23 protein-coding genes, 1 pseudogene and 1 riboswitch are annotated in these 25,741 nt (G+C 75.9%); of the genes and pseudogenes, 10 read left to right on the forward strand and 14 right to left on the reverse strand.

The window, feature by feature from the left end:
* Positions 1 to 36: 36 nt before the first annotated feature.
* The 3 genes from AB0D10_RS01845 to AB0D10_RS01855 all read right to left on the reverse strand — a co-directional run bounded on the left by AB0D10_RS01845 (position 37) and on the right by AB0D10_RS01855 (position 2,956).
* Complete coding sequence (locus AB0D10_RS01845; RefSeq protein WP_360249735.1) at positions 37 to 672, reverse strand: SCO2322 family protein; 636 nt, start codon at positions 670 to 672, stop codon at positions 37 to 39.
* Between the two features lie 101 nt (positions 673 to 773).
* A complete protein-coding gene (locus tag AB0D10_RS01850) occupies positions 774 to 2,030 on the reverse strand; it encodes a prenyltransferase/squalene oxidase repeat-containing protein (protein ID WP_360249539.1) in 1,257 nt (418 codons plus the stop codon).
* 106 nt (positions 2,031 to 2,136) lie between these two features.
* Positions 2,137 to 2,214: riboswitch (cobalamin riboswitch) on the reverse strand.
* Positions 2,215 to 2,329: 115 nt separating this feature from the next.
* On the reverse strand, positions 2,330 to 2,956 hold the full coding sequence (locus AB0D10_RS01855; protein WP_360249542.1) for a TetR family transcriptional regulator: 627 nt from the start codon (positions 2,954 to 2,956) through the stop codon (positions 2,330 to 2,332).
* A 228-nt stretch (positions 2,957 to 3,184) separates the two neighbouring features.
* On the opposite strand from AB0D10_RS01855, the gene AB0D10_RS01860 reads away from it, so the two are divergent.
* The 3 genes from AB0D10_RS01860 to AB0D10_RS01870 all read left to right on the forward strand — a co-directional run bounded on the left by AB0D10_RS01860 (position 3,185) and on the right by AB0D10_RS01870 (position 6,413).
* The gene (locus AB0D10_RS01860; protein WP_360249545.1) at positions 3,185 to 4,495 is read left to right on the forward strand and encodes a glycosyltransferase family 4 protein; all 1,311 of its coding nucleotides are present in this window, start codon (positions 3,185 to 3,187) and stop codon (positions 4,493 to 4,495) included.
* Between the two features lie 116 nt (positions 4,496 to 4,611).
* Positions 4,612 to 5,355, forward strand: a complete 744-nt coding sequence (locus AB0D10_RS01865) for a class I SAM-dependent methyltransferase (RefSeq protein ID WP_360249548.1) — start codon at positions 4,612 to 4,614, stop codon at positions 5,353 to 5,355.
* A complete protein-coding gene (locus AB0D10_RS01870; protein WP_360249551.1) occupies positions 5,352 to 6,413 on the forward strand; it encodes a prenyltransferase in 1,062 nt (353 codons plus the stop codon). Before AB0D10_RS01865 ends, AB0D10_RS01870 begins: the two co-directional genes overlap by 4 nt.
* 84 nt (positions 6,414 to 6,497) lie before the next feature.
* Here AB0D10_RS01870 and AB0D10_RS01875 read toward each other — a convergent pair whose 3' ends face one another.
* The 4 genes from AB0D10_RS01875 to AB0D10_RS01890 form a co-directional block, all read right to left on the reverse strand.
* Positions 6,498 to 7,394 (reverse strand): hypothetical protein, encoded by an 897-nt coding sequence (locus AB0D10_RS01875; protein WP_360249554.1) that lies wholly within the window; start codon positions 7,392 to 7,394, stop codon positions 6,498 to 6,500.
* A 217-nt stretch (positions 7,395 to 7,611) separates the two neighbouring features.
* Positions 7,612 to 8,619: an N-acetylmuramoyl-L-alanine amidase gene (locus AB0D10_RS01880; RefSeq protein ID WP_360249557.1), complete on the reverse strand. Its 1,008-nt coding sequence runs from the start codon at positions 8,617 to 8,619 to the stop codon at positions 7,612 to 7,614.
* A gap of 7 nt (positions 8,620 to 8,626) precedes the next feature.
* Positions 8,627 to 9,850 carry a hypothetical protein gene (locus tag AB0D10_RS01885; protein ID WP_360249560.1) on the reverse strand — a complete coding sequence of 408 codons (1,224 nt, stop codon included), beginning with the start codon at positions 9,848 to 9,850 and terminating at the stop codon, positions 8,627 to 8,629.
* A 159-nt stretch (positions 9,851 to 10,009) separates the two neighbouring features.
* Positions 10,010 to 10,663 (reverse strand): class I SAM-dependent methyltransferase, encoded by a 654-nt coding sequence (locus AB0D10_RS01890; protein ID WP_360249563.1) that lies wholly within the window; start codon positions 10,661 to 10,663, stop codon positions 10,010 to 10,012.
* Positions 10,664 to 10,891: 228 nt separating this feature from the next.
* On the opposite strand from AB0D10_RS01890, the gene AB0D10_RS01895 reads away from it, so the two are divergent.
* On the forward strand, positions 10,892 to 11,974 hold the full coding sequence (locus AB0D10_RS01895) for an alcohol dehydrogenase catalytic domain-containing protein (protein ID WP_360249566.1): 1,083 nt from the start codon (positions 10,892 to 10,894) through the stop codon (positions 11,972 to 11,974).
* Between the two features lie 124 nt (positions 11,975 to 12,098).
* Here AB0D10_RS01895 and AB0D10_RS01900 read toward each other — a convergent pair whose 3' ends face one another.
* The 5 genes and pseudogenes from AB0D10_RS01900 to lanL all read right to left on the reverse strand — a co-directional run bounded on the left by AB0D10_RS01900 (position 12,099) and on the right by lanL (position 18,640).
* Positions 12,099 to 12,266, reverse strand: a complete 168-nt coding sequence (locus AB0D10_RS01900) for a hypothetical protein (protein ID WP_360249569.1) — start codon at positions 12,264 to 12,266, stop codon at positions 12,099 to 12,101.
* Between the two features lie 166 nt (positions 12,267 to 12,432).
* Positions 12,433 to 13,101, reverse strand: a pseudogene (locus AB0D10_RS01905) (ABC transporter ATP-binding protein); the annotation flags it as partial.
* Positions 13,102 to 13,218: 117 nt separating this feature from the next.
* Positions 13,219 to 13,362, reverse strand: coding sequence for a VenA family class IV lanthipeptide (locus AB0D10_RS01910; RefSeq protein ID WP_158835523.1), 144 nt, complete (start codon positions 13,360 to 13,362; stop codon positions 13,219 to 13,221).
* Between the two features lie 167 nt (positions 13,363 to 13,529).
* Entirely contained in the window at positions 13,530 to 15,521 is a 1,992-nt protein-coding gene (locus AB0D10_RS01915; RefSeq protein WP_360249572.1) for an alpha/beta fold hydrolase, read from the reverse strand.
* Positions 15,518 to 18,640: a class IV lanthionine synthetase LanL gene (lanL, locus tag AB0D10_RS01920; protein ID WP_360249575.1), complete on the reverse strand. Its 3,123-nt coding sequence runs from the start codon at positions 18,638 to 18,640 to the stop codon at positions 15,518 to 15,520. The genes AB0D10_RS01915 and lanL overlap by 4 nt, the downstream gene beginning before the upstream one ends.
* Before the next feature lie 612 nt (positions 18,641 to 19,252).
* Between lanL and AB0D10_RS01925 the strand changes: the two genes are divergently transcribed.
* Genes AB0D10_RS01925 through AB0D10_RS01935 form a run of 3 tightly spaced genes read left to right on the forward strand, consistent with a single transcriptional unit; the run spans position 19,253 to position 21,994 of the window.
* Entirely contained in the window at positions 19,253 to 20,089 is an 837-nt protein-coding gene (locus AB0D10_RS01925) for a Nif3-like dinuclear metal center hexameric protein (protein WP_360249578.1), read from the forward strand.
* A gap of 23 nt (positions 20,090 to 20,112) precedes the next feature.
* Complete coding sequence (locus tag AB0D10_RS01930) at positions 20,113 to 20,856, forward strand: C4-type zinc ribbon domain-containing protein (RefSeq protein ID WP_360249581.1); 744 nt, start codon at positions 20,113 to 20,115, stop codon at positions 20,854 to 20,856.
* A gap of 4 nt (positions 20,857 to 20,860) precedes the next feature.
* Complete coding sequence (locus AB0D10_RS01935) at positions 20,861 to 21,994, forward strand: bifunctional RNase H/acid phosphatase (protein WP_360249583.1); 1,134 nt, start codon at positions 20,861 to 20,863, stop codon at positions 21,992 to 21,994.
* 73 nt (positions 21,995 to 22,067) lie between these two features.
* Here AB0D10_RS01935 and yaaA read toward each other — a convergent pair whose 3' ends face one another.
* Positions 22,068 to 22,853: a peroxide stress protein YaaA gene (gene yaaA, locus AB0D10_RS01940; RefSeq protein WP_360249586.1), complete on the reverse strand. Its 786-nt coding sequence runs from the start codon at positions 22,851 to 22,853 to the stop codon at positions 22,068 to 22,070.
* A gap of 10 nt (positions 22,854 to 22,863) precedes the next feature.
* Positions 22,864 to 23,316 carry a DUF3995 domain-containing protein gene (locus AB0D10_RS01945; RefSeq protein WP_360249589.1) on the reverse strand — a complete coding sequence of 151 codons (453 nt, stop codon included), beginning with the start codon at positions 23,314 to 23,316 and terminating at the stop codon, positions 22,864 to 22,866.
* Between the two features lie 183 nt (positions 23,317 to 23,499).
* On the opposite strand from AB0D10_RS01945, the gene AB0D10_RS01950 reads away from it, so the two are divergent.
* The 3 genes from AB0D10_RS01950 to AB0D10_RS01960 are packed head-to-tail and all read left to right on the forward strand — an operon-like array spanning position 23,500 to position 25,717.
* A complete protein-coding gene (locus AB0D10_RS01950; RefSeq protein ID WP_360249592.1) occupies positions 23,500 to 23,838 on the forward strand; it encodes a hypothetical protein in 339 nt (112 codons plus the stop codon).
* Positions 23,835 to 24,215 (forward strand): type II toxin-antitoxin system death-on-curing family toxin, encoded by a 381-nt coding sequence (locus tag AB0D10_RS01955; RefSeq protein ID WP_360249595.1) that lies wholly within the window; start codon positions 23,835 to 23,837, stop codon positions 24,213 to 24,215. Before AB0D10_RS01950 ends, AB0D10_RS01955 begins: the two co-directional genes overlap by 4 nt.
* Before the next feature lie 41 nt (positions 24,216 to 24,256).
* Complete coding sequence (locus AB0D10_RS01960; protein WP_360249598.1) at positions 24,257 to 25,717, forward strand: RNB domain-containing ribonuclease; 1,461 nt, start codon at positions 24,257 to 24,259, stop codon at positions 25,715 to 25,717.
* Positions 25,718 to 25,741 lie beyond the last annotated feature (24 nt).

Consider the following 25,741-nt stretch of genomic DNA (forward strand, 5'->3'; position numbering starts at 1 on the left):
GGCTTCACGGCTTCACGGCTTCGCGGGTTCACGGCTTCACGGGGTGCGGCGCCGGCGCGCCTGCCAGACGGCGCCGCCGGCGAGGACGGCGACCAGCGCGCCGCCGGCGATCAGCCCGATGTCCGGGCCGCCGCCGTGGTCGCCGGACGGACCGGGCCCGGCCGGCCCGGCCGCGCCCGCCGCGCCGACCTGGTCGCCGCAGCCCGCCGTCGGGTACCCGGCGATGGCGCACAGCAGCCCGTTGGTGTCGTACCGCAGCGGCGGTGCGACGGCGGCCAGCACCTCGGCCGAGGTGGCCCGCGGCGCGACGGCGGCGCACGTCGTCCGCGGCTCGGGCACCGCCCCGGCCGATCCGGCGTCCTCGGCGGTCCCGAAGTCCAGCACGACGGCGACCCGCTTGTGCCCCTCCTGCGCGGGCGTCTGCGCGCAGATGTCGGCGAAGCTCGCGGCCGTCCGCGGTTTCGCGGCGTCCTGCCCGCCGTCCGGGCTCATCGCGAACCGCCAGCCGTCCACGGCCCCGTCCGGCGGTACGGCGATCGCCGGGCCCTGCTGTTGGTAGGCCCAGCCGCCGTCCGTGCCGCGCCAGAACGACCAGTACCGGTATCCCGCCGCCTGCGCGGGAGCGGCACCGGCGACCACCGGCAGTGCCCCGACCAGCGCCGCCACCAGCAGTGCCCCGACCGGCGCCCCGATCGACGCCCCGACCGGCGGCAGGTGCGGTGCGGTGCGGCGGCTGTGCGCGCGGACGGCGCGGGCCCGGCGGTTCGGGTGCGTCACAGGTGCGGGTTGCGCTTGCGCTGGAGGCTGAGCAGGAGGCCGCCGCCGATGCCGATGAGCAGGCCGACGCCGATGATCCAGTACTGGCCGATGCCGTCGTTCTTCTTCTTCGCCGGGGTGGTCTCGTCCGCGGTGGTGGCGGCGGCCTTGGGGGCCGGGCCGAGGGCGGTGAGCTTGCCGGTGAGGTCGGCGGTGGCGCGGTGGCCGGCCTGGGCGACGAGCAGCAGGGTGGCGGTGGCGCCGGCGTCGGTGCCGTTCTTGGTCCAGGCGGCTTCCTGGCCGTCGAGCCAGTCGATGGCGTTGGCGGCCTGGTCGGGGTGGCCGCTCTGGACGAGGGCGAGGGCGGCCCAGGCGGTCGCGGTGTGGTCGGGGGTCGGGGCGGCGCCCGGCGTGGTGAGGGTGAGGTGGTTGCCGCCGGCCTCCAACTGGGCGGCGAGGTAGGCGGCGACGGCCTCGCCCGACTCGGCGTGCGGCACGGTGGCGGGCGCGGAGCCGTCGGCGCAGGCGAGCGGCTTGGCCTCGTCGTCGGCGCGCACCGAGCCGACGACCGGCAGGTGTCCGCCGGCGGCGGCGAGCGCGGCCTGGCCGCCGGCCAGGGCGTTGGGGGCGAGGGCGCCGGTGGCGGCGTCCGGCTGGTAGGCGAAGGCACCGCGCTGGTCGACGGGGGCCGTGCAGCCGAGCTGGAAGCGGGCGAGGCCGTCGAAGGCGTTCTTCCCGGCGCCGCCGGTGCCCGCCTTGGCGACGCTCGCCGGGTCGGTCCGGGCGGCGAACAGCGCGTTGACTGCGAGTCCGGTGGAGTTGGCGTCGCCCGGGCTGCCCGGGTTGTAGGCCCAGCTGCCGTCGGCGTTCTGGTTGGCCTTGAGCCAGGCGACGCCCTTGTCGACGGCCGGCTGGTGCCCGCCGAGGGCGACCAGGGCCTGGATGGCGACGGCGGTGGCGTTGCTGTCCTCGGTCTTGGGGTCGCAGGCCGCGCCGGTTGCCCGGTAGGAGGGCCAGCCGCCGTCCTCGCACTGCTGGCCGGTGAGCCAGCCGACCGCCGAGTCGGCGGGCGTGACCTTGGCGGCGGTCAGCGCGGTGAGCGCGAGCGACTGCCGCCAGACGCCGTCGTAGGTCGGGTCGCCCTTCCCGTACAGGCCGTCGGGGACGGCGGCGGGGGTCGGTGAGGGGCTGTCGGCCAGGGCCGGTCCGGCGGCGACGCCGGTGAGCAGCGCGGCGGACAGGGCGGCGGCGCCCAGGCGGGCGGCGGTCAGCATGGTGCGGTTGTGCCTTTCGGTGAGCGGTGGTGGCCCGGGCGGGGCCGTTCCGTAGTCCTCGACGGTGCCGGGCGCGTGCGTCCGGACTGGCCGCTCGCCCCGCCCCGGGTGCTCCGACTCGTCCGGGGCCAGGGGGCCGGACTCACGGTTGCGGGGTCAGCGCCGGATTCGCACCGGCTTCCCCCGGGGGAGGAGCGGATGGAGTTGTGCTGCCCGTCGACTCTAGCCGCCGGAGCGCGTCGGCCACCGCGCCGTAGCAGGAACAGGTTCCAGTCGGCGGGTGTCGGACCGGGGTGCGGTCAGGGCAGGGTGAGCAGCCGGGCCGCCGTGTGCAGGTCGGCCCGGACCTCGGCGATCGAGGCGCGCCCGGACAGCCAGGCGACGAGCGCCGAGTGCCAGGTGTGCTCGATCACCCGGACGGCCGCGCGCTGGCTGTCGCTGGCCGGGCCGGACTGGCCGATCGCGTCCAGGATGAGCTGTCCGGTGGCGGCGCTGACCTGGTCCACCTCGGCGCCGACCGAGCGGTCGGCGAAGGACAACGCCCGGACCATCGCCTCGGCCAGCAGCGGTTCGCGCTGCAGCGCGTGGAAGGCCCGGGTGAGGGTGTCGGCGACCCGCAGGGCCGGTTCCGGGTCGGTCGGCGGGTGGCGCCGGATGTGCTCGTGCAGGCCCTGGAGCTGTTCCAGCATCACCGCGACCAGCAGGTGGACCTTGGACGGGAAGTACCGGTAGAGCGTGCCCAGTGCGACCTGCGCGCTCTCCGCGACCTCCCGCATCTGCACCGCCTCGTACCCGCCCCGGGCGGCCAGCGCGGTGGCGGCCCGCAGGATCCGCCGGCGGCGCTCGGCCTGGCGCGTGGTCAGCGGCAGCTCACCGGGCCGGGGCACGAGGGGGGTCGGGGTCAGGGGCTCGGTCGACGGCGGCAAGGGTGCTCCCGGGCGGGCGAGAGTGGCGGTGTGCTCCACGGATCGGCAAGGTGGGCAAGGTCCGGCGTGGCGGGAATCACCAGCCCTGGCTCCTGAGGGAAAGCTACGGGCCGGTATCTTCGAGGTCTCTCATTGTTCACGTGGTCGACGGCGAGTTCCCCAGCCACTGAAACCTGATCTACTTTAGCGACCGGCAGCACAGATAGCAGCTAGAGATGAGGGCCCACGATGACCGCGCAGCCGCTGCGGATTGCCCTGCTGTCGTACCGCGGGGACCCCTTCTGCGGCGGTCAGGGCGTGTACGTACGGCACCTCTCCCGTGAGCTGGCCAGGCTCGGCCACCACGTGGACGTGATCGGGGCCCAGCCCTACCCGGTGCTGGACGACGTCGAGGGCCCCGGTTCGGTGCGCCTGGTGGAGCTGCCCAGCCTGGACCTCTACCGCGCCGACGACCCGTTCCGCACCCCCGACCGCGGCGAGTTCCGCGACCCGGTGGACGTGCTGGAGTTCGCCACCATGCGCACCGGCGGCTTCCCCGAGCCGCTCACCTTCTCGCTGCGCGCCCGCCGGTACCTGGCCCGGCACAAGGGCCGCTACGACGTGGTGCACGACAACCAGACCCTCGGCTACGGCCTGCTCGGCCTGGCCCGGCACGGCTTCCCGCTGGTCACCACGATCCACCACCCGATCACCGTGGACCGGCAGCTGGAGCTGGACGCGGCCCCCACCCGGCTCAAGCGGCTGTCGCTGCGCCGCTGGTACGCCTTCACCCGGATGCAGCGCCGGGTCGCTGCCCGGCTGGACCACGTGATCACCGTCTCCGGCAGCTCGCAGCGCGAGATCGCCGAGCACCTGGGCGCCGCGCCCGGCGCGATCTCGGTGGTGCCGATCGGCGCCGACACCCGTCTGTGGTCGCCCTCGGACGCGGTCGGGCGGGTGCCCGGCCGGATCGTCACCACCTCCAGCGCGGACGTCCCGCTGAAGGGCCTGGTCTTCCTGGTCGAGGCGCTCGCGAAGGTCCGCACCGAGCGGGACGCCCACCTGGTGGTGGTCGGCAAGCCGCAGAAGGACGACGGGCCGGTGGCCGAGGCGGTGCGCCGCTTCGGACTGGCGGAGCACATCGAGTTCCGCAGCGGCCTGACCGACGGGGAACTGGTCGACCTGTACCGCTCGGCAGAGGTGGCCTGCGTCCCGTCGCTGTACGAGGGCTTCTCGCTGCCCGCCGCCGAGGCGATGGCCACCGGCACCCCGCTGGTGGCCACCACCGGCGGGGCGATCCCCGAGGTCGCCGGACCGGACGGGGAGACCTGCCTGGCCGTGCCGCCGGGCGAGGCGGACGCGCTGGCCGCGGCGCTCGGCCGGCTGCTGGACGACCCGGAGCTGCGCGCGGGTCTCGGCGCGGCCGGCCGGGAGCGGGTGCTGGCCCGGTTCACCTGGGAGCGGGCCGCCGAGCTGACCGCCGAGGCCTACCGTGCGGCGATCGCCACCGGCGCCGGCGCCCGGGCCCGCTCCGGGCCCGGCTGGCGGTACGTGGCCTAGCCTGCCCGGGCCGGACGCGCCCCCGGCGCGGATCCGCCGCCCGGGGCGCGCGCCGCCCAACGAAGCGTGACGAAGCGTCAAGGGCGCTTGGTAGCAATAGGAATGGGAGTCCTGCAGTGCTGACCGTCGATTTCTCGCGCTTCCCGCTCGCCCCCGGCGACCGGGTGCTCGACCTGGGCTGCGGCGGGGGCCGGCACGCGTTCGAGTGCTACCGCCGCGGCGCCAACGTGATCGCCCTCGACCAGAACACCGAGGAGATCGCCGAGGTCAGGAAGTGGTTCGCGGCGATGGAGCAGGCCGGTGAGGCCCCCGAGGGCGCGTCGGCGGTCGCGATGGAGGGCAACGCGCTGGCGCTGCCCTTCGAGGACGAGTACTTCGACAAGATCATCATCTCCGAGGTGATGGAGCACATCCCCGACGACAAGGGCGTGCTCAACGAGATGTTCCGCGTCCTCAAGCCGGGCGGCCTGCTCGCCGTCACCGTGCCGCGCTGGCTGCCCGAGAAGATCTGCTGGGCGCTGTCCGACGAGTACCACGAGGTCGAGGGCGGCCACATCCGGATCTACCGGGGCGACGAACTGCTCGGCAAGCTCAAGGACGCCGGCCTGGAGCCGTACGGCACCCACCACGCGCACGCGCTGCACTCGCCGTACTGGTGGATCAAGTGCGCGGTCGGCGTGGACAACGACAAGGCGCTGCCGGTCAAGGCCTACCACCAGCTGCTGGTCTGGGACATCGTCGGCACCCCGGTGATCAGCACCCTCACCAAGGCCGCCGAGCGCGCGCTCAACCCGGTCATCGGCAAGAGCTTCGTGGCCTACGCCTCCAAGCCGAACCGCGCCCCGGGCGGCGTGGCGTGACCGCCGCCGTCCCCGAGGTGCTGCTCCTGGACGGGGTCCTCGACGCCGAGCAGGCCGCCGACACCGTGCGCAGCATCCTGGCCGAGCAGCGCCCCGACGGCGCCATACCGTGGTTCGCCGGCCACCACCTGGACCCCTGGGACCACACCGAGGCCGCGATGGCCCTCGACACGGCCGGCGAGCACGCCGCCGCCGAGGCCGCCTACCGCTGGCTCGCCGGCACCCAGAACCCGGACGGCTCCTGGTATGCCGCCTACACCGACGGCGTGGTCACCGACCGCGCCAAGGAGAGCAACTTCTGCGCCTACGTGGCGGTCGGGGTCTGGCACCACCACCTGAGCACCGGCGACGACGCGTTCCTGGAGTGGATCTGGCCGGTCGTCCGGCGCGCCCTGGACTTCATCGTCGCGCTGCGGCTGCCCGGCGGCCCGATCGCCTGGCGGGTCGGCGAGGACGGCACGGCCACCGAGGAGGGGCTGCTCACCGGCTCGTCCAGCATCCTGCACGCGCTGCGCTGCGGGCTGGCCATCGCCGACTACCTGGAGGAGCCCCAGCCCGACTGGGAGCTCGCGGCCGGGCGGCTGCGGCACGCCATCGCCCACCACCCGGAGCGGTTCCTGGACAAGGACCGCTACTCGATGGACTGGTACTACCCGGTCCTCGGCACCGGCCTGCGCGGCGAGGCGGCGTTGGCCCGGATCGAGCGGGACTGGGAGCGCTTCGTCGTCCCCGGCCTCGGCGTGCGCTGCGTCAGCGACCGCCCGTGGGTGACCGGCGGCGAGAGCGCCGAGCTGGCGCTCGCGCTCTGGGCGATCGGGCAGTCCGACCGCGCGGTGGACATCCTGCGCTGGATCCAGCGGCACCTGCGGCACGAGGACGGCTCGTACTGGACCGGCTACGTGTTCGAGGACGACGCGATCTGGCCGGAGGAGCGCACCACCTGGACGGCCGGGGCGCTGCTGCTCGCGGTGGCCGCGCTCGGCGGGGACCCGGCCACGGTCGCGGTCTTCGGCGGGGACCAGCTGCCCGCCGGACTGGTGGTCCAGGACTGCTGCTGAGCACGTCCGGCCGCTGAGCACGGGCACGAGGAAGGGGCGGGACCGGAGAACCGGTCCCGCCCCTTCCTCGTGCGTCCGGGGACGTCAGCCGCGCTGGAGGCCCGTGGTGTCGGTCAGCACGCCCTGGGTGCCGTCCGCGAGCTGCGCGACCAGCGCGGCGCCGCGCTGCTCGACGGCCAGGTACCAGGTACCGGGCACGACCTCGCCGATCGGCGCGCCGGCCGGGTTGTCCTTCGGCGCGAGCTGACGCGGCGCCGGGACGGCGAACCAGAACGGCTGGAAGTCCGCCGCCGGGGCGGCCTGCTGCGCGACCGGGCTCGGCTGCGGGGCCGGGACACCGGCGTCCTGCGGCTGGGCCGGCTGGCCGGGCTGCGGCTGGCCGGCGGCCGGGTAGCCGTAGCCGGCCTGGGCGCCGAACGCCGGGTCGTGGCCCTGCGCCGGGTAGCCGTACTGGCCGGGCGCACCCGGGTGACCGGGCTGACCCGGGACGGGGTAGCCGCCCTGGTACGGGACGGCCGGGCTGTCGGAGACCAGCGGGGCCTTCAGCGCCGGCAGCAGCGGACCGGCGGCCGCCGCACCGGCGAGCACGATCAGCGCGATGAAGCCGAGCCAGGCGCCGAAGCCGTGGCTGATGCTGCCGCCGGACGGGCCGCCGCCGAGCGACCAGATCGAGGTCCAGAGCGCCGCGACGGCGAAGGCGATGCCCCACTGGTCCAGTCGCAGGCCGAGCACCTGGCGGTTGGCGGCCCCCTGGCCCTGGAAGCGCTGCACCAGGATCAGCACCGCCGCGGCGATGCCCAGCAGGTAGATCGAGGGCAGGATGGGGAACAGCTCGGTGCTCCACGCGTTCTGCGAAGCGTCCGGACCGCAGTACTTGCCGGAGCAGTTCACGGTCCAGTAGGGCAGGAAGGAGGCGATGAAGAGCAGGACGGCCGCGCCTGCGACGGCGGCGTCTCCCCTGGTGAGAGCGCGCAGATTCACTAACGTTCCCCTCGTTGACGTGTCTTGGACGGTGGTTCGTGCGGTCGGGCTGACCGGCCGAAACTCCCGAACGGACCAGAAGCCTAGGCCCAACCGTCCTGCCGGTGCACGGCGGGACCGGGAACGGGGCGAAGTCGTTGCAAACCAGGCGGGCCGAGCGGTAGTGCCGCCCGGCCGGGTGTGCGGCTCAACTTCCGTACTGGGTCTTCGAGTCTTCTCATTGAGTCGTCAGGAACGCGGTGAGCGCGTCGGCGATCCCCTGGGCCGCCTGCTGGCGCCACTGAGGGTCCGTCATCCGCTTCGCGTCCGTCGAGTTGCGCATGTTACCGCACTCGATGAACACCTTGGGGACGGTCGACAGGTTGAGGCCGCCCAGGTCGGAGCGGGTGTCCAGGCCCTGCTCCGCGATGTAGTCGGCGTACGGCTCGCCGGTCGCGGTGTGGAAGCGGTCGCGCAGCAGCAGGCCGAGCCGGTGCGAGGGTTCGACGATCGCCGAGGTGTCCGCCTTCCCGGCCGTCACCCTGGCGGGCATGATCACGTGGAAGCCGCTGCCGCTCGCCGGGCCGCCGTCCCCGTGCACCGAGACCGCGGCGTCGGCGTGCGCGTCGGCGCCGGCCCGGGCGCGCTCGTCGATGCACGGGCCCCAGGGGCGGTCGCCGTCCTGTACCAGCACGACCTTGGCGCCCCGGGCGGTCAGGATGGCGCGGGCCCGGCGGGAGACGTCCAGGGTGTACTCGGCCTCGCTGTAGCCGGCGTTGGTCTCGGTCCCGGTGGTGTCGCACTCCTTGCGGGCGTTGCCGATGTCCACCTGACGGTTGATCTCGGCGGTGTGCGCGACGTTGCCGGGATTGTGGCCGGGGTCGAGGACGACGGTGCGGCCCGCGAGGCCGCCCGCCGCGGCGGGCGTCGGGGTCGGGGCCTGCGGGGGCGTCCCGGCGGGCGGCTCGGGCGCCGGTGCCTCGGAGCTCGGCGGCGGCGCGACGGGGGGCGTGAGGGGCGCAGCGGCGGGGTCGGCGGTGCCGGTCGCGCCGTCCGTGCCGGTTCCGCCGGGGGAGGCCGCCGTCGTGGGCGGGGCGGAGGCGGCGGTGGCGCCCGCCGGGTCGGGGTGGTCGAGGGCCTGCCAGCCGAACCAGCCCGCCGTGCAGAGCGGAACGGCCGCGGCCACCACGGTGGTGACGCGCAGCAGGGTGGAACGGCGGGGCGGTCGGGGGGCGGTGCCGGTCACGAGTGGGTCAGATCCTGTCCTGGGTCCGCGGGGTGAGGCCGTAGGTGTTGGCGATCGGGTTCCACTTGGTCATGAAGTCGGTCTTCGCCTGGGTCGCCTGCGGGTTGAGCTCGTCCGCGTGCTTCTTGTCCTGGGTGGTCGGGGCCCTGCCGGAGCAGCCCTGGGCGGCGACGGCGCGCGCCCAGCTCGCGTACGCCTTGTCGATGTCGGCGGACAACTGCCAGGCGGATTTCAGTGAGTTCAGCGCTTCCTGGCCGCCCGGCACGTCCGTGACGCTGAGCTGGGCGAGCTTGGTCAGCAGGGTGGCGCGCTGGGTGGCGCCGGTGTCGAAGACCTGGGCCGCGCTCTCGATGTCGGCCTTCGACGGGCAGCTGCTCACCTTGGCGACGGCGCTGCCGATCGGGGCCTTGGCGTTCTCCCCCTCGCCGAGCAGGCCGTCCAGCGCCTGGGCCTGCGCCTGGGCGCCGGGCCCGGCACCGGTCGCGGTCGGCGAGGGCGCGGTGGTGGGCGAGGCCGCGGCGCTCGCGGCGCCGCCCGGTGCGGCGTCCGTCCCGGTGGGCGTCGGGGCGGGCTGCGGATTGCCGGCGCCGCTGGCGGCCGGGGCCGGTGCGGCCCGGCCGTCCTTGTCGCCGCCCCTGGCGGCGAACAGCAGGCCGCCGCCGATCGCCAGCACCAGGAGCAGGGCGAAGCCGATCAGCAGCGGGGCCCTGCGGTTGGCCGGGCGGTCCTCGTCGTCCTCGTGGCCGGCCCGGTGGTCGGCGGCCGGGTACGGGGGCTGGGCGCCGTACGGGGGCTGCGGCGGGGTTCCGGGGGGCTGGGGGTAGCCGTAGCCCCCCGGCGGCTGGTGCTGCGGGGCCTGGTGCAGCGCCGTCGCGTGGGAGGGGAACGGCGAGGCCGCGGGAGGGGCGGCCGGGGGCTGCGGCGGTGCGGTGGTGCGGGGGATCGGGGCCGTCGGCGGGTCGTAGCCGGGTGCCTCGGCCAGGTACGGGCGGGCGCCCAGCGGTGGTCCCTGGTCGCCGACGGCGCCGGGGGCGGGCGGTGGGGTGACCATGCCGAGACGGGGGTCGACGGGGGTCTGCGGGCCCGCGGGCGACTGCGGGGCGACCGGCGCGGGGGCCCGCGCGGCGGGCTCGGAGCCGGCCGGGGGCTGCGGGCCGCGCACCCAGCCGCCGGCCCCGCCGCGCGCCGTGGGGTCCCAGACCGCCGGGGCGGTGTTCTGCTGGTCCGTCATGTCGCTGCTGGCCCCCACCGTCCGCCGATGCTCTGCCTGGTGCTGCGCGGCCACCGTACCGTTCGACCCCCCGCCCGACACCCCCGGCACGACGTTAGAGCATCGGTGCGGGGCCGTGGGGCGGCTCGGGGGATCCGCCCGGTCGGGGGGTGCCCGGGGTCAGCGGGCGCAGCGGCGCAGGACGCGCAGGGAGCCGGTCACCGAGACCTCCTCGAAGCCCTCGGCGAGCGCCCGCAGGTACACCCGGTACGGGGCCTGGCCGCCGTCCGCCGGGTTCGGGAAGACGTCGTGCACCACCAGCAGGCCTTCCGGCGCCAGGTGCGGCACCCAGCCCTCGTAGTCGCCGGTCGCGTGCTCGTCGGTGTGGCCGCCGTCGATGAAGACCAGGCCCAGCGGGCGCCCCCAGAGGGCGGCGATCCGCGGCGAGCGGCCGACCAGCGCCACCACGTGCTCCTCCAGCCCGGCGGCGTGCAGGGCGCGGCGGAACCGGGGCAGGGTGTCCATCAGCCCGACCTCGGGGTCGACCAGGTCCGGGTCGTGGTACTCCCAGCCGGGCTGCTGCTCCTCCGAGCCGCGGTGGTGGTCCACGGTCAGCGCGACCGTCCCGGCCTCCCGGGCCGCCGCGGCCAGCAGGATCGCCGAGCGGCCGCAGTAGGTGCCGATCTCCAGAACGGGCAGGCCGGTTTCGCGGGCGGCCGCCACGACCGCCCCGTACAGCGCGAGACCCTCGTCGACCGGCATGAACCCGGTGGCCGCCTCGAACGCCGCCAGCACCTCGGGCGCCGGGCGGGCGCTCTGCAGCAGGTCGGACATGCGATGCTCCTCGGGTCGGGACGTGGACGGACGTGGTCGGACCCTACTGGACGGTAGTGGTGGTGGCGCGGGCGGGCCCCGGGGCGCCGGCCGCAATCGGGCGGTCGGGGCTTTCGGGCTTTACCCACCCTTTTGAAACCCGTTCTACTGATATTGCGGAGGCCATGTCAGAATCGCCCCGTCCTCGGATCCACTCCGCGTCACCCGATGCACACAGGGAGCAGCCCCATGCGCGCAGCCGTCCTGCACAAGACCGGCCAGGACACCCTCGACGTCCGCGAGGACGTGACCGCGGTCGGCTTCAGAAGAGGCAGCGTCCGGGTCCGGATGCGCGCCGCCAGCCTGTGCCACTCCGACCTCTCCGCGATGAGCGGCGTCCTGCCGCAGCCCGCGCCGTTCGTCCCCGGGCACGAGGGCGCCGGTGACGTCGTGGAGGTCGGCGAGGGTGTGAGCGGCTTCCGCGTCGGCGACCGCGTGCTGCTCTGCTGGATGGCCCCCTGCGGCCGGTGCGACCACTGCGAGCGGGACCGCGGCCACCTCTGCGTCGCCAGCCTGCGCCGGCTCGGAGCCCCCGGGTTCCGGATCGAGGAGGGCGGCCTGATCGCCTCCGGCTTCTACGGCACCGGCGCCTTCGCGGACGAGGTCGTGGTCTCCGCCAACGCCCTCGTCAAGGTGCCCGCGGACCTGCCCTACGAGGTCGCCGCACTGATCGGCTGCGGGGTGACCACCGGCATAGGGGCGGCGGTGAACACCGCCCGGGTCGAGCCCGGGGCGTCCGTCGCGGTGATCGGGGCGGGCGGCGTCGGCGTGGCCACCGTCCAGGGCGCCCGGGTCTGCGGCGCCGGCCGGATCACCGTCGTCGACCCGGTCGCCTCCCGCCGCGAGCGCGCCCTCGCCTTCGGCGCCACCGAGGCGATCGCCCCCGAGGACCTGAAGGCGGTGGCCAAGAAGCTGCCCGGCGGCGGCTTCGACTACGTCTTCGAGGCCGTCGGCCGCGCGGCCACCGTCCGGGCCGGGTACGACGCCGCCCGGCGCGGCGGCGCGGTGGTCGTCATCGGCGCGGGCGCCCAGGACGACCTCGCGCAGTTCACCATGGGCGAGCTGTTCTTCAACGAGAAGCGTCTGCTCCCCTCGCTCTACGGCGGGGCGACGGTCGGGCGCACCGTGGCGCTGGTCGTGGACCTCTGGAGGGCCGGTCGGATCGACCTCGAAGGCATGATCACCCACCGGGTCGGCCTGGCGGACGTCAACGAGGCGATCGCGCAGATGCGCAGCGGCGAGGCGCTGCGGACCGTCGTGACGATGGACTGACGTCCGGACCGGCGCGCCCGGACGGGTCGGGGCGCCGAGCGGCGTGCCGACCGGGGTCGGAACGGACCGGGGCCCGTCGGGGGAGCGTTGCTCTCCCGACGGGCCCCGTGCTGTGGGGGTGGGTTCAGCCCTGCGCCACGGCCGCGCGGTGGCGGCCGTGCGGGTCGTACTCCGGGCTGTCGTCGGAGGCGGACCGGCCGCGGTGGCGGCCGTGCGCGGCGTCCTTGGCCGTCCTCTCGTCGGCGTCGGTCCCGATCGCGGGTCCGGTGGTGTCGGTGAGGGTGTCGGACATGAGAAATCGTCTTTTCCGTGCGGAGGGTGCTGGTCATCGGCGCCCGGCCGGCGCCGGTGGCGCACGGTCGAGTCCCCGATCGGGCGCTCGGTACGCGCCCCAGCCGGTGATCGCGGCCCGTGCCCCGGCCACCATAACGGCCGGAACGGACGAGATCCTATCGAGATCACGACGCCGTCCCCGCGCTGGTCCGGGGCCCGGAACCGAGCCAGTGGCCGACCGGCTCGCGGTGGAACGGGGACAGCACCTGCGGGTCGCCGTGCCGGGCCGGCACCCCCGGCCGCCGTCCGGCAGCAGCACCCGGTCCGCCCGCAGCGCGGAACTGATCCGGTGCGCCACGACCACCAGCGTCCCCGGGCGGGCCGCGAAGGCCCGCTCGACCCGCTCCTCGGCCCCCGGGTCCAGGTGGCAGGTCGCCTCGTCCAGCACCACGACCGGCGCGGGGGACAGGTACGTCCGCACCAGCGCCGGCAACTGACGCTCACCGGCGGAGAGCTCACCCGGATCGCGGAGCGCGGCGGCCGGCCCGCCCAGGCGTGCCACCAGCTCCTCCGCGCCCAGCAGCGCCACCGCCGCGGCGAGCCGCTCGTCCGCGACGCCCGGGGCGGGCCGGGCCAGGTTCTCCCGCACCGAGCCGGGGAAGACGTACGCCTCCTGCGGCACCAGGGCCACCAGCCGGCCCGGCACCGGTCGCACCCCGCCGACCGCCACCACCCCGCGTCGGCGCCACCACCCCGGCCGGCAGCACCGCCAGGGTCGACTTCCCCGCCCCGCTCGGCCCGACCACCGCCACGTGCTCCCCGGCGGGGAGACGGGTGAGTAAGGAGAGGACGGGCGCGTCCGGAGAAGGCCTGCGAGCGGGAAGACGGCGGGTGCCGTCCCCGCCTGTCCGGACAGGCGGGGACGGCACCCGGTGACCACCGTCGGATCAGCGGTCGGCCGAGCCGGTGGCTCAGCTGACGGTGAAGAGCAGACAGGTCAGGATCAGGCAGGTGTACTGGCAGCCGTTGCCGTGGCCGGTCAGCTCGACGGACTCGGTCTCCGGCAGGTCCTGCAGCGCCGCGAGATCGGTCTCGAAGTCCACCGTGTTCTCCATGGTCGGTTCCTCCCCTTGAGGTTGCGCCCACCGCGATCTGCGCGCGGGCGTCGGGTATCGCACCCCGGTCGGCCTCCATCCACCGCGTCGGGGTCGTGCCCCGGGCCTCGGCGGGCCCGGGAGTCTGTGGGTGTGGGTCTGTGGGGTCGTGGGTCCTGGCGGGGTGCTCAGCCCGGCCGGCCGGTCCGCAGGAACGCGGCCAGCAGCTCGTGCAGCACGGCGGCGCCCTCCTCGGCGAGCACCTCGTGCCCGGACCCGGCCGCCTCGACGTACCGGAAGTCCTCGCCCTCGATCCGTCCGATCCGCAGCAACTCGTGCCGCAGCGAACGGGACTGGCTGACCGGCACGACCTCGTCCCGGTTGCCGTGCACCACCAGCAGCGGTGCGCTCAGCCGGTGCGCCAGCTGCAGCACGTCGCGCGGGCCGCGGGCGTCCGCGATCGGCTCGCCGCCGCCCAGGCGGGTGGTCAACGCCCGTACGGGGGGCGCCGCTTCGGCCAGCAGCCGGGCGCCGGACAGGAACGGGGCGACCACCGCGCAGCGGGCGACCTGCTCGGCCGGTGCGTGCGCGGCCGCCAGCAGTGCCAGGAACGCGCCGTAGCTGACCCCGAACAGTGCGGGCGGCTCCAGGCCGAGCGCCGCGCGCTGACCGGCGATGCCCTCCAGCAGGTACAGCACGTCGTCCAGGTCGGGCCCGCCCCAGTTGCCCCGGATGGCCAGCGCGTGCGCCACGCCGTAGCCCGTGGAACCGCGCTGGTTGGGCGCGACCACCGCCAGGCCCTCGGCGGCCATCCGCTGCAGTGCCGGGTCGAACTCCAGCCGCCAGGCGTCGGCCGGCCCGCCGTGCAGCGCCAGCACCAGGTGCGGGCTGCTCAGCCAGGCGTCGCCGCCGTACACCACGGCCTCCAACGGGCCTGCCGGGCCCGCCAGTTCGAGGCTCTGTGCGGGCTGCCAGCGGCCGCCCTCGCCGGGCGGGGTGCTGCCGTCCAGCCGCCAGCCGGGCGGTGGGGTCCGGACGGCCGGCACCTCGCCCGGCTGCCAGGGCAGGACGGTGTCCCACCACGGGCCGGGCAGTCCCGAGGTCAGCGGCGCGAGTTGCAACGGCAGCGGCATCGGGCCGGTGGGGGCCGGGACCGGACCGTGCGCCAGCAGCGCGTCCACGTCCAGGGTGGCCAGCGCTGCTGGGTGGTCGGGCGAGGAGTAGGGCAGCCGTAGCCCCGCCGCGTCCCAGTGCCCGACTGCGCCGAGCCGTCCGGGGGGCACCGGCAATGGGTCCAGCCGACCGGTGGACGGCCGCCACAGCGCGAGGGCGGACCCGGCGCCGTGGTCGATCTGCACCACGACCCGGGGGCCGTCGGCCCCCTGCCGCAGCGCGACCGGCCGCAGGAACATGCCCGCGACGTGCAGGCACTCCGGGAACCGCAGCGGCTCGCCGCCGCCGAGGACGCCCCAGCCGAGCCGGTCCGCGCCGGGGGCGTCGCTGCGCACCATCGCGAACCGGCTGTCCGGGTCGAACAGCGCCAGCCGGTCGTTGCTGCGCTCGCCGATCTCCAGCAGCGGGGTGGTGGTGCCGCTGCGCAGGTCGAGCGCCACGCTGCGGACCAGGCCCGCGTGCACCCGGTCCAGCGCGAGCAGCGCGCCGGTGTGGTCCAGCCAGGTGCCGCCGCCGTGCAACCCCGCGATCTCGGCGACCCGTTCGGGCTCGCTGCCGTCCGTCCGCACCAGCCAGACGGTGGTCGCCGGACGGGTGTCGGTGCCCAGGGCGACCGCCACCGGCGTCCGGGGCCCGGCGCCGACCGGCACGGGGAGCGGCAGCAGCCGCAGCCCGGCCATCCGGAGGGAGGCCAGCGGCTGCTCCACGGTGGCGGTTTCCCCGTAGTGGAGGCGGACCAGGTCGTGCCGCTCGCCGTCGTGCCGGCAGACCAGCGCCGAGCCGTCCGGCAGCGCGACCAACTGCGAGCGCAGGCTCTCCGAGCGGTTGCCGGACAGCGGCAGCGCGAGCGGCGCGGCCGGGGCGTCGTCCTGCGGCAGCCGCCAACTCTCCACGTACCAGCCGCTGTCCGCGGACGAGGCCAGGCACGCGGCGTGGCTGCCGTCGGCGGCGAAGGTGAAGCTCAGTCGGCGCAGGGCCTGCGTCACGGTCCGGGTGACCACGTTCATGCTCCGCCCACCCCGCTTCCGTCGGGCGGGAGCCGGTGCCCGTCCGGAGGAAGCCGGCGCCCACCCGGCGGCACCGGGTCCAGCCAGAGCCGGGGTCCGCCGTGGCGCAGCCGCAGCAGGAAGGCCAGCGGGCCCGTCGTGCCGGTGCCGTACGCGGGGGCGCAGCCGGTACCGGTCTCGTCCGGGAGCACCAGGAGGCCGTCGCGCAGGGCCGCCCGGGCGGCCAGCAGGGTGGCCAACTGCTCGGCGCCGGTGCGGAATCCCGGCTCGCCGGTGGCCTCGGCGAGGTCCAGCAGGTACTCGCCGTCGCCGGCCAGTCCGTGGCAGGCGCTCGCTCCGCCGTGCCAGCGGGCGGCCAGCACGGCGCGTCCGGCGGCGCGGGCCAGGCCGAGCGCTTCGGTGTCGCCGGTGGAGCGCCAGAGCCGCAGCAGGAAGCTGCCCGTGCCGGAGGAGCCGCTGCACCAGTGCGCGAGCCGCACGTGCTCCGGATCGTCGGCGGCCTGCGGCCACCAGGCGGTCTCGCGTCCGGTGCCCGGGCGGTCGCCGGGCCCGTCGCCCCACCGCACGGTCGCGGCGAGCGTCCGCCCGGCTTCGGCGGCGCCGGCGAGCAGGGCCCGGTCCCCGGTCGCACCGGCGGCGGCCAGGAGGAAGGCGCCCACGCCGGCCACGCCGTGGGCGAAGCCGAGGTGGGTGATCCCGGCGAGCGCCGAGTCGAAGTCCCGGGGCACCGGCCAGACCGTCCCGTACGGCGTCCGGCGGGCCGCGGCGAGCAGGGCGCGGGCGCCGCGGGAGGCCCGGTCGAGGAAGTCCGGATCATCGACGTCATCTGCTGCGAATCGGAGTCGGGTGAATCCGGCGCCGGCTGCACCGTGGCAGACATCGGGGTTGGGCCATTCGACGGCGATCCGGCGGGCGAGCGCGGCGGCGCGGTCGGCGAGCGCGGTGTCGCCCAGCGCCCGGGCCGCGTCCAGCAGGGCCCAGGCCGTGCCCGACCGTCCGAAGTGCAGCCCGGGCAGCACCACCGGTTCGGCGGCGACGCGCCGCTCGATCCAGCCCGCGGCGGTCCGGGCCGTCCCTGCGGCCTCCGCCCGCACCCCGGCGGGCAGTCCCTCGGTCGCGACCGCCCGCGCCAGTACGGCCAGCACCCCGGCGGCGCCGTGCTGCACGTTGCAGGGGTCGGTCCGCTCGCCCGCGGGCACCACGGGCCACAGCCGGTCCCGTCGCTCAGGCGTCGCCGTGGCGGCGAGGTGCCGCAGGCCGTCGTGCAGGAGACGGTCGTGCAGGACGGGGTCGAGCGCCGGGGCACCGGCGGCGGTGTCCGGCGAAGCGGAGCCGGTGCCCGGTGCCCGGAAGAGGACGTCCGGAGCGGCGGAGGTGGTGGTCGGCGCCGCAGTGGCGGCGCTCCCGGGAGTGGTGGTCGTGTGGGCGCCGCCCGGCCGGGCGCCGGCGTGCCAGAGGGGTGCGACGACGGCGGGTCGCGCGGGGCCGCGCCCCGGCGGCGGGTCCGTGACGGCGGGCGTACCGGCCTCCACCGATCCCGCGTGCAGCGCCTGCCGCACCCGGGCGACTCCCCACCGCTGCCCGGGTTCCTCGGCCCGCAGCCCGAGGACCGCCGGGGCCAGCCGGCGCGCGGTCGCTCCGGTGCGGGCCGCGAGAGCGAGCCAGCGGCCGAGGCGTTCGGCGACCGGGCGGGCCTGGGGGAGGTCGTCCGGCAGGAGCGGGTCGTGACCGGTGGCCAGGAGGAAGAGCAGACCGCCGAGGGCATACAGGTCGACGGCCGGGTCCGCGACGCAGCTGCTCGCGGGGGCGAGCCGGCCGGGCCCGTGCTCGGGCGCGCGGTAGCCGGGGGTGCCGGCCGATCCGGCGACCCGGCCGGCCTCGGCGGCGAGTTCGAGGTCGACCAGCCGCAGGGTGCCGTCCGGGCGGACCATGACGTTGCCGGGGGAGAGGTCGCGCAGCACCAGGCCCTGGGCGTGCACCCGTTCGACGAGGTCGAGGAGGGCGTGGGCGACCGGCCCGGCCTCGGTCCAGTCGACGTCGGGGCTGCCGTCGCGGCGCAGCCGGGCGGCGACCCAGCTGCCGAGCGGCAGGCCGGCGACGCGTTCCTGCACCAGGAAGACGGAGTCGTCCTGTTCGATCAGTTCGACGGCGCGCGGCGCCAGGTCCTGCCCGCTCAGGCGGTCGAGCAGCGCGGCCTCGTGCCGCAGCGCGTCGCGGGCGTCGGTGCCCGCACGGTCGACCTCGATGTGCGCCCGGGCCTGCTTGACCACGACCTCGGCGCCGCTCGTCGCGTCCCGCCCGAGGAACACCCCGCCCTTGGCGCCGTGCCGAACGGCGGCGGTCACCGCGTAGCGCCCGGCCAGCAGCACGCCGCCCTTCCGCTTGGCCGAACCCGAACCCGAGCCCGAACCCGGGGCCGAGCCCGAACCCGGAGCGGGTAGCGCCGCGGCGGCCCGGGTGCGCAGCGGATCCCGCGCCCACCCCGGAGCCCGGTACGACCCGCCGCGCACGTCCTCGGTCCGCTCCCCGCCGGGCCCGCGCAGCACCGACCGGTACGCCCCGTCGTTGCCCAGCTCCGCCGGCAGCGCGAACGCGCCGTACCGGTAGTGCACCCGGCTCCCGGGCCGGTAGGGCCGGTCGGAGAGCACCACCGGCCCCGGCAGCCCGGCGGTGGCCCGGTCGAGCTCGGCCGCCAGCCGCTGGAACTGCGCGTCGTCCGCCGGATAGACGGTGATGAACTTGCCTGCCGAACCGCGGTCGCTGTTGCGGGAGTTGAGCTCGCTCAGCCGCCCCTGGGCGGCGGCGAACTTGAAGCTGCACGGATCCTCGGCGAGCACCCGGACGACGGCCGAGAGCACCTCCTCGCCCACCAGGGACGCCGCGCTCACGTGGAGCTTCCACCCCTGCTCGGGCAGCGGCGAGGACGCGGACGGCCTGGCCGTGCACCAGAAGCCGCCGACGGTGACGTCCCAGTCGCCGTCGCCTCCCCGGCCTCGGGCACCGGCCAGTGCCGCCCGCGTCGTCTGCGGCCACGAACCGGCATCGTCCGGTCCGCGCCCCACCGATCCCCTGTCCCCGGCCGTACGCAGCGATGTGCCCGCCCCCATTCGCCACCACATCCCTTCGTGTCCGCCGCCGCCGCGGGTGCCCACTGCTCGGGCACCCGGGCGTACGGCCCGGCCTGATCGGTTTCCGTCGGGGTCCCCGTCGCCGCCCCGCCGCACGGGGCGACAGGGCGGCGGGGGTGCGGCCGCCGGCGGCCCACTCGGGGCTACTGCCGGGGCAACTCCCGTTCGCAGGAATGAAGTTAGTTTCGAGAAAACCGGCTGCTCAACGCAGAGCCGGTCACTTCACTCGTAAGGGTGATCCGGGGGCGGTTTCGAATTTGTGCGAGAGCGCCGGTGTGCGCAACGGGCGCCCGGCGCACCGGCGCGCACGGCCCGCGCGGGGTCGTCCGAGCGCCCCTCGCTGCAGGTTGACGCGCATCCGTGCGCCCACGGCACCCCCGTCCGAACCCGGTCCGCGCGCCCGCCGTGAGCCGTTCGAACCCCCGCGCCGATCCGGCGTCGACCCCCGCGTCGACCCCCGCGTCGATCCGGAGCCGGACCCCGCGCCGACCCGACGTCCACCCCCGCCGGACCCCCGCGGCACCCCCGTGACCGCCCCGCGGCAGCCCCGGCCCCCGAACGGCCGAGGCCCGATCGCCCCCGCGCGCACGGTAGTCTCGACAGGTGCCGAAACTGTCCGACGTCATCACCGCGCTCGAAGAGGTCTACCCGCCGGAGTGGGCGGAGTCCTGGGACGCCGTCGGCCTGGTCTGCGGGGACCCTCAGGCCGAGGTCCGCCGCGTGCTGTTCGCCGTCGACCCCGTCCAGGCGGTCGTCGACGAGGCCGTGGAGTGGGGCGCCGACCTGGTGGTCACCCACCACCCCCTCTACCTGCGCGGCACCACCAGCGTCGCCGCCACCACCTTCAAGGGCCGGGTGGTGCACACGCTGATCACCAACGGCATCGCCCTGCACGTCGCCCACACCAACGCCGACCACGCCGACCCCGGTGTCTCGGACGCGCTCGCCGAGGCGGTGGGCCTGCGGGTGACCGGTCCGCTGGTGCCGGACCCGACCGACCCGCTGGGTCGTCGCGGCAGCGGCCGGATCGGCCTGCTGGAGCCCCCGCTGCCCCTGTCGGCGTTCGCCGCGCGGGTCGCCGAGGGCCTGCCCGCCACCGCCGCCGGCGTCCGCGTCGCGGGCGACCCGAACCGGCTGATCAGCCGGGTCGCGGTGTGCGGCGGCTCGGGCGACGGCTTCTTCGCCGACGTCCGGGCGGCCGGCGTGGACGCCTACGTGACCGCCGACCTGCGCCACCACCCGGCCTCCGAGGCCGCCGAGGCGGCGCCGGTCGCGCTGGTCGACGCCGCCCACTGGGCCACCGAGTGGCCCTGGCTCGGCCTGGCCGAGCGCGCCCTGCAGTCCGCTGCGGACAAGCGCGGCTGGACCGTGGAGACCAAGGTCTCCCACCGGGTCACCGACCCGTGGACCGCGCACGCCCCCATGTCCTTCACCGCCTGACCCGATTCACAGGAGCTCTCCGCTTGAACGCCGCGCCCGCCGACCAGATCCGCCTGCTCGACCTCCAGGCCATCGACTCGAAGCTCGACCAGCTGGCCCACCGGCGCCGGACGCTGCCCGAGCACGCCGAGATCGACAAGGCCTCCGCCGACCACACCGCCCTCAAGGACCTCGTCGTCGCCGCCGAGGCGCAGAAGGGCGACACCGCCCGCGAGCTGACCAAGGCCGAGCAGGACGTCGAGCAGGTCCGCAGCCGGGCCGCCCGCAACCAGCAGCGGCTGGACTCCGGCGCGATCACCTCGCCGAAGGACCTGGAGAACCTCCAGCACGAGATCGGCTCGCTCTCCAAGCGCCAGGGCGACCTCGAAGAGGTCGTGCTGGAGATCATGGAGCGCCAGGAGAGCGCCCAGAGCCGGGTCGAGGAGCTGTCCGCCCGCCTGGAGCACTCCACCGTCGTCCTCACCGAGGCCGAGGGCCGCCGCGACGCCGCCTTCGCCGAGATCGACACCGAGGCCGACAAGGTCAAGCGGGACCGCGAGACGGTCGCCGCGGTCATCCCGGCCGACCTGCTGAAGGTCTACACCAAGCTGCGCGAGACGCAGGGCGGCGTCGGCGCGGCCCGCCTCTACCAGCGCCGCTGCGAGGGCTGCCGCACCGAGTTCTCGATCACCGAGGTGAACGCCATCAAGGCCGAGCCGGCCGACAAGGTCGTCCGCTGCGAGAACTGCTCGCGGATCCTGGTCCGCACCGCCGACTCGGGCGTCTGAGTCGGTGGCGGCGCGCTTCATCGTCGAGGCGGACGGCGGGTCCCGGGGCAACCCGGGTCCGGCCGGCTACGGCGCGGTGGTCCGTGACGGGGACACCGGGCAGATCGTCGCCGAGGCCGCCGAGTTCATCGGCCACGCCACCAACAACGTGGCCGAGTACAAGGGCCTGATCGCCGGGCTCAGGGCGGCCCGCGAGCTCGACCCGGACGCCTCGGTGGACGTCCGGATGGACTCCAAGCTGGTCGTCGAGCAGATGTCCGGGCGCTGGAAGATCAAGCACCCCGACATGCAGCCGCTCGCCGCCGAGGCCCGCACCGTGTTCGCGCGCGGCCGGGTCACCTACACCTGGATCCCGCGCGAGCGGAACAAGGACGCCGACCGGCTGGCCAACGAGGCGATGGACGCGGGCAAGGCCGGACGGCAGTGGGAGCCCGGGCCGAAGGCGCCGGCCGTCGACAAGCCGCCGCTGGAGACCGCCGCCCCCAAGGCCGGCTGGGCCGCCCCCGCCGACCTCGGCACGCCGACCACCTTCGTCCTGCTGCGCCACGGCGAGACCCCGCTCACCCCGGAGAAGCGCTTCTCCGGCAGCGGCGGCAGCGACCCGGAGCTCTCCGACAAGGGCCGCTGGCAGGCCGAGCGGGCCGCCGAGGCGCTCGCCGCGCGCGGCAGCGTCCAGGCGGTGGTCGCCTCCCCGATGCGCCGCACCCGGCAGACCGCCGAGACCGTCGCCGCCCGGCTCGGCCTGGAGGTCCGGTACGAGGACGGGCTGCGCGAGGTCGACTTCGGCGACTGGGAGGGGCTGACCTTCGCCGAGGTGCAGGAACGCCACCCGGCCGACCTGGCGGCCTGGCTCGGCTCCGCCAAGGCCAAGCCGACCGGCAGCACCGAGAGCTTCACCACCCTCACCCACCGGGCCGGTGTCGCCCGGGACAAGATCATCGCCCGGTACGCGGGGAAGACCGTGCTGGTGGTCTCGCACGTCAGCCCGATCAAGACGCTGGTCCGGCTCGCCCTCGGCGCCCCGCCGGACTCGATGTACCGGATGGAGCTGAGCGCCGCCTCGATCTGCGCCGTCCAGTACTACGCGGACGGCAACGCCTCGCTGCGGCTGCTCAACGACACCTCGCACCTGCGCTGACCCCCTCCCGGCTCCCGCTCCCCACGCCGGGGCGCGGGAGCCGGGACCGGGGCGGGCGCCGGTCGGCGCGGGGTCAGTGCACCTCGGTGACGACCACGTCCAGCTGCCACGGCTTGCGGGCCGTGCCCTCCGCCGCCTGCTCCACCCGGTGGCCCAGCGCCGACAGCGCGTCCATCAGCTCGCCGGGCGTCTTCGGCTCAGCCCCGGCGACCAGCAGGTCCCGGACCAGGCGGCCCTTGGTCGCCTTGTTGAAGTGGCTGACCACGGTGCGCCTGCCGTCGCGCTCCTGCAGCACCCGGACGGTCGCGGTCCGGGATACCACCTCACCGGCCGGCTTCCACGCCGCCGCGTACGCGGAGCTGCGCAGGTCCAGCACCAGCCCGTCCGCCACCTCCGGGAGCACGTCGGCCATCGCGCTCCGCCAGTACGCCCCGAGCGCTCCAGGGCCGGGGAGCTTCACGCCCATCGAGCAGCGGTAGGAGGGGATCCGGTCGGAGATCCGCACCGCGCCCCAGAGACCGGAGAAGACCAGCAGCGAGCGCTCGGCTCGGTCGCGGGCGGCCGGGTCCAGGGTGGCCAGGCCGAGGTTGTCGAACAGCACGCCGGTGTAGACCTCGCCCGCCGGACGGGCCCCGGCGGTCGGCAGGCCCGCGTTCTTGGCGATCTCGCCGCGCAGCCCGGGGGAGAGGCCGAGCACCTCGGCGGCGGTGTCCTCGTCTCCTCGGCAGAGGCCGACCAGCGCGTCCAGCACCGCCCCTCGCGCCGCCGTCAGCCCGGGCAGCGACAGCCGGTCCAGCGCCACCGGCCCGCCGTCCCCGGACCCGGCCTTGCCCTCCGAGGGCGGCAACAGCACCAGCACAGCGGACTCCTCAACACTTTGTGGCGGACGAACCCCGCCACCCTACTGCGGCCGCTCCGGCCCCCAACGCCACGCAGAGGGGCGAGTAGTACCGGCGGTCCAGCCGCCGGAACCGCTCCGAGCGCTCGATCACGCTGCCGAACAGCGCCGGCCCGCCGATCCCGCGCGCCAGCAGCACCCCGGCCACCGTCCGCACCCCGGCCCGTCGCACCCGTCGCGACCCCGCCCCGGGCAGCACCCCGGCCTCCGCCCCCACCAGGTACGCGGCCGTCCCCAGCAGCCCCGCCACCGCGAGACAGGCCGCCGCCGGCGGCGGCCCCTCACCCGCGCCCACCACGGTGTCCACGAACTCCTCCGGCGTCCGCAGCGGCCACGGCGTCACCGCCCACACCGCGTGCAGCACCCCCGTCACCGCCAGCGCGCCCGACACCACGACCCCGGTCGTCCTCACCGCACCGCTCATCACCCGAACCCCCTTCGCGCAGACCGTCTCCGACCCCCACCCTACGAACCCTTACACCGCCCCCGGCGCCACGGCTCCGTCCCACCCGGTCCCGCGCGACCGGGTGGGACGGAGCCGTGGCGACAATCGGGTGGGAACATCCCGCGCCCGCCACTACCGTGAGCAGCGAGGAGAGTGATCGAGATGACCCTGCGACCCCTGGACCTGGTGCCCGACGACGGCGACGCCGTGGAGGAGTCGCTGTCCGTGCGGCTGCCCGCGGGCCTGCCGGAGGAGACGCGGCAGGCGCTGGAGTTCGCGCTGCGGGCGACGGCGCAGGCGGTGATGGCCGGACGGGTGCGGGTGACCGGCGCACCGGGCGGGTCGGACACCGCGGAGCTGGCCTTCGAGGTCCGGCAGTCCGAGGTGCCGGAGGCGCTCACCGACCGGGCCGGGCCGGGCCGGGCCGAGCGCCGGGCGGCCATGGTGGCCCGGATCCGCGCCGCCAACGCGGAGACGCTGGAGAGGCTGAAGGACCTGTGACGGAGTCCACCGAGTACCTGGACCTGGAGGACGTCACCTACCTCGCCGGCGGCCCGGAGAACATCCGCGACCTCGGTGGCCTGCTCTCGGCGATCGCCCGTCCGCAGGCGAGCCTGTTCGGCGGCGACGCCTACCCGGACCTCTGGTCCAAGGCGGCCGCCCTCGGGCAGAGCCTGGCCCGCAACCACCCCCTGGTCGACCGGAACAAGCGGACCGCGTTCGAGGCGATGCTGCTGTTCCTGGACTACAACGGGGAGCCGTACACCGACCCGCGTCCGGACGACGCCGTGGCGTTCATGCTGCGGCTGGCCACCGGCGGGTACGACGACGCGCTCGCGCTCGCCGCGAAGGACCTGAAGTCCCTGCTGGGACGCTGAGCCTCCGTCCGGAATCACCCGATTCGCCCTACGCTGCCTCCATGCCTCGCCGAAAACTGCGCGTCAAGGCCGCCGACTCCGCCCGGATCAACACCGAGCTGACCGAACTCCGCACCCGCCTGGAGGTCCACACCGAGTGGCCGGAGGAGGTGCTGGCCGAGGCCGAGGAAGCGGCCGAGCGACCCCGGATGCCCGAGCACGACGCCACCGACCTGCCGCTGTTCACCGTCGACCCGCCCGGCTCGCGCGACCTCGACCAGGCCATGCACCTCACCCACCGCGCGGGCGGCGGCTACCGGGTGTACTACGCGATCGCCGACGTCGCCGCCTTCGTCCGCCCGGGCGGCGCGATCGACACCGAGGCCCGCCGGCGGGTCGAGACCCTCTACTTCCCGGACCACCGCGTGCCGCTGCACCCCACCCGGATCTCCGAGGACGCCGCCAGCCTGCTGCCCGGCGAGCCCCGGCCCGCCCTGCTCTGGCAGCTGGACCTGGACGCCGACGGCGCCGTCGTCCTCGCCGACCTGCGCCGCGCCCTGGTCCGCTCGCACCGCCGCCTCGACTACGCCGCCGTCGAGCGCGCGGTGGACCTGGGCGGTGCCGACGAACAGCTCGCCCTGCTCGCCACCGTCGGCCGGCTGCGCGAGGAGCAGGAGCGCGCCCGCGGCGGGATCAACCTGCCGGTGCCCGAGCAGGAGGTCGAGGAGACCCTGCACGGCTACGTCCTCGGCTACCGCGCGCCCGGCCCCGCCGACGGCTGGAACGCCCAGATCTCGCTGCTCACCGGCATGGCCGCGGCCGAGCTGATGCTGGACGCGGGCGTCGGCCTGCTGCGCACCCTGCCCGCCGCGCCCGCCGACGCGTACGAGCGGCTGCGCCGGATCGCCGCCGCACTGGACGTGCCGTGGCCGCAGGCGCTCCCGTACCCGGAGCTGATCCGCTCCCTGGACCCGGACGTGCCGCTGAACGCCGCCTTCCTGAACGCCTGCACGAGCCTGCTGCGCGGCGCCGGCTACCACGCCTTCGACGAGTCCCGGGGCCTGCCCGCACCCGCCGCGCCGGACCACGCCGCGCTCGCCGCGCCGTACGCGCACTGCACCGCGCCGCTGCGCCGCCTCGGCGACCGCTTCGCACAGGAGGTGTGTGCGGCGGTGGCGGCAGGGGAGGACGTGCCGGACTGGGCGAGGGAGGCGCTGCCGGACGTGCCGGCGCTGATGGCGGGCGGGGACCGCCGGGCGGGCGAGGTCGAACGGGCCTGCGTGGACCTGGTGGAGGCGGAGCTGCTGGCGGGCCGGGAGGGCGAGGACTTCCCCGCGGTGGTCATCGACGTGGACGAGAAGCGGCCCGCCGCCGGGACCGTGCAGCTGCGCGACCCCGCCGTCAGGGCCCGCTGCGACGCGTCGGCCGCCGCCGCCGGCCGGCTGCCGCTCGGACGGGTGATCGACGTCCGGCTGACGAAGGCCGACCCGGTCACCCGTACGATCCGCTTCGCGGCGGTGTAGCGGGCCACGGGTGGCGGGCACACG

The sequence above is a fragment of the Kitasatospora sp. NPDC048545 genome, assembly GCF_040651155.1.
Classification (GTDB): domain Bacteria; phylum Actinomycetota; class Actinomycetes; order Streptomycetales; family Streptomycetaceae; genus Kitasatospora.

Coding starts and splice junctions, on each gene's coding strand:
- AB0D10_RS01850 (WP_360249539.1), bottom strand. CDS start 2,030: ATGCTGACCGCCGCCCGCCTGGGCGCCGCCGCCCTGTCCGCCGCGCTG.
- AB0D10_RS01860 (WP_360249545.1), top strand. CDS start 3,185: ATGACCGCGCAGCCGCTGCGGATTGCCCTGCTGTCGTACCGCGGGGAC.
- AB0D10_RS01885 (WP_360249560.1), bottom strand. CDS start 9,850: ATGACGGACCAGCAGAACACCGCCCCGGCGGTCTGGGACCCCACGGCG.
- AB0D10_RS01890 (WP_360249563.1), bottom strand. CDS start 10,663: ATGTCCGACCTGCTGCAGAGCGCCCGCCCGGCGCCCGAGGTGCTGGCG.
- AB0D10_RS01895 (WP_360249566.1), top strand. CDS start 10,892: ATGCGCGCAGCCGTCCTGCACAAGACCGGCCAGGACACCCTCGACGTC.
- AB0D10_RS01900 (WP_360249569.1), bottom strand. CDS start 12,266: ATGTCCGACACCCTCACCGACACCACCGGACCCGCGATCGGGACCGAC.
- AB0D10_RS01910 (WP_158835523.1), bottom strand. CDS start 13,362: ATGGAGAACACGGTGGACTTCGAGACCGATCTCGCGGCGCTGCAGGAC.
- AB0D10_RS01915 (WP_360249572.1), bottom strand. CDS start 15,521: ATGAACGTGGTCACCCGGACCGTGACGCAGGCCCTGCGCCGACTGAGC.
- lanL (WP_360249575.1), bottom strand. CDS start 18,640: ATGTGGTGGCGAATGGGGGCGGGCACATCGCTGCGTACGGCCGGGGAC.
- AB0D10_RS01945 (WP_360249589.1), bottom strand. CDS start 23,316: ATGAGCGGTGCGGTGAGGACGACCGGGGTCGTGGTGTCGGGCGCGCTG.
- AB0D10_RS01950 (WP_360249592.1), top strand. CDS start 23,500: ATGACCCTGCGACCCCTGGACCTGGTGCCCGACGACGGCGACGCCGTG.
- AB0D10_RS01960 (WP_360249598.1), top strand. CDS start 24,257: ATGCCTCGCCGAAAACTGCGCGTCAAGGCCGCCGACTCCGCCCGGATC.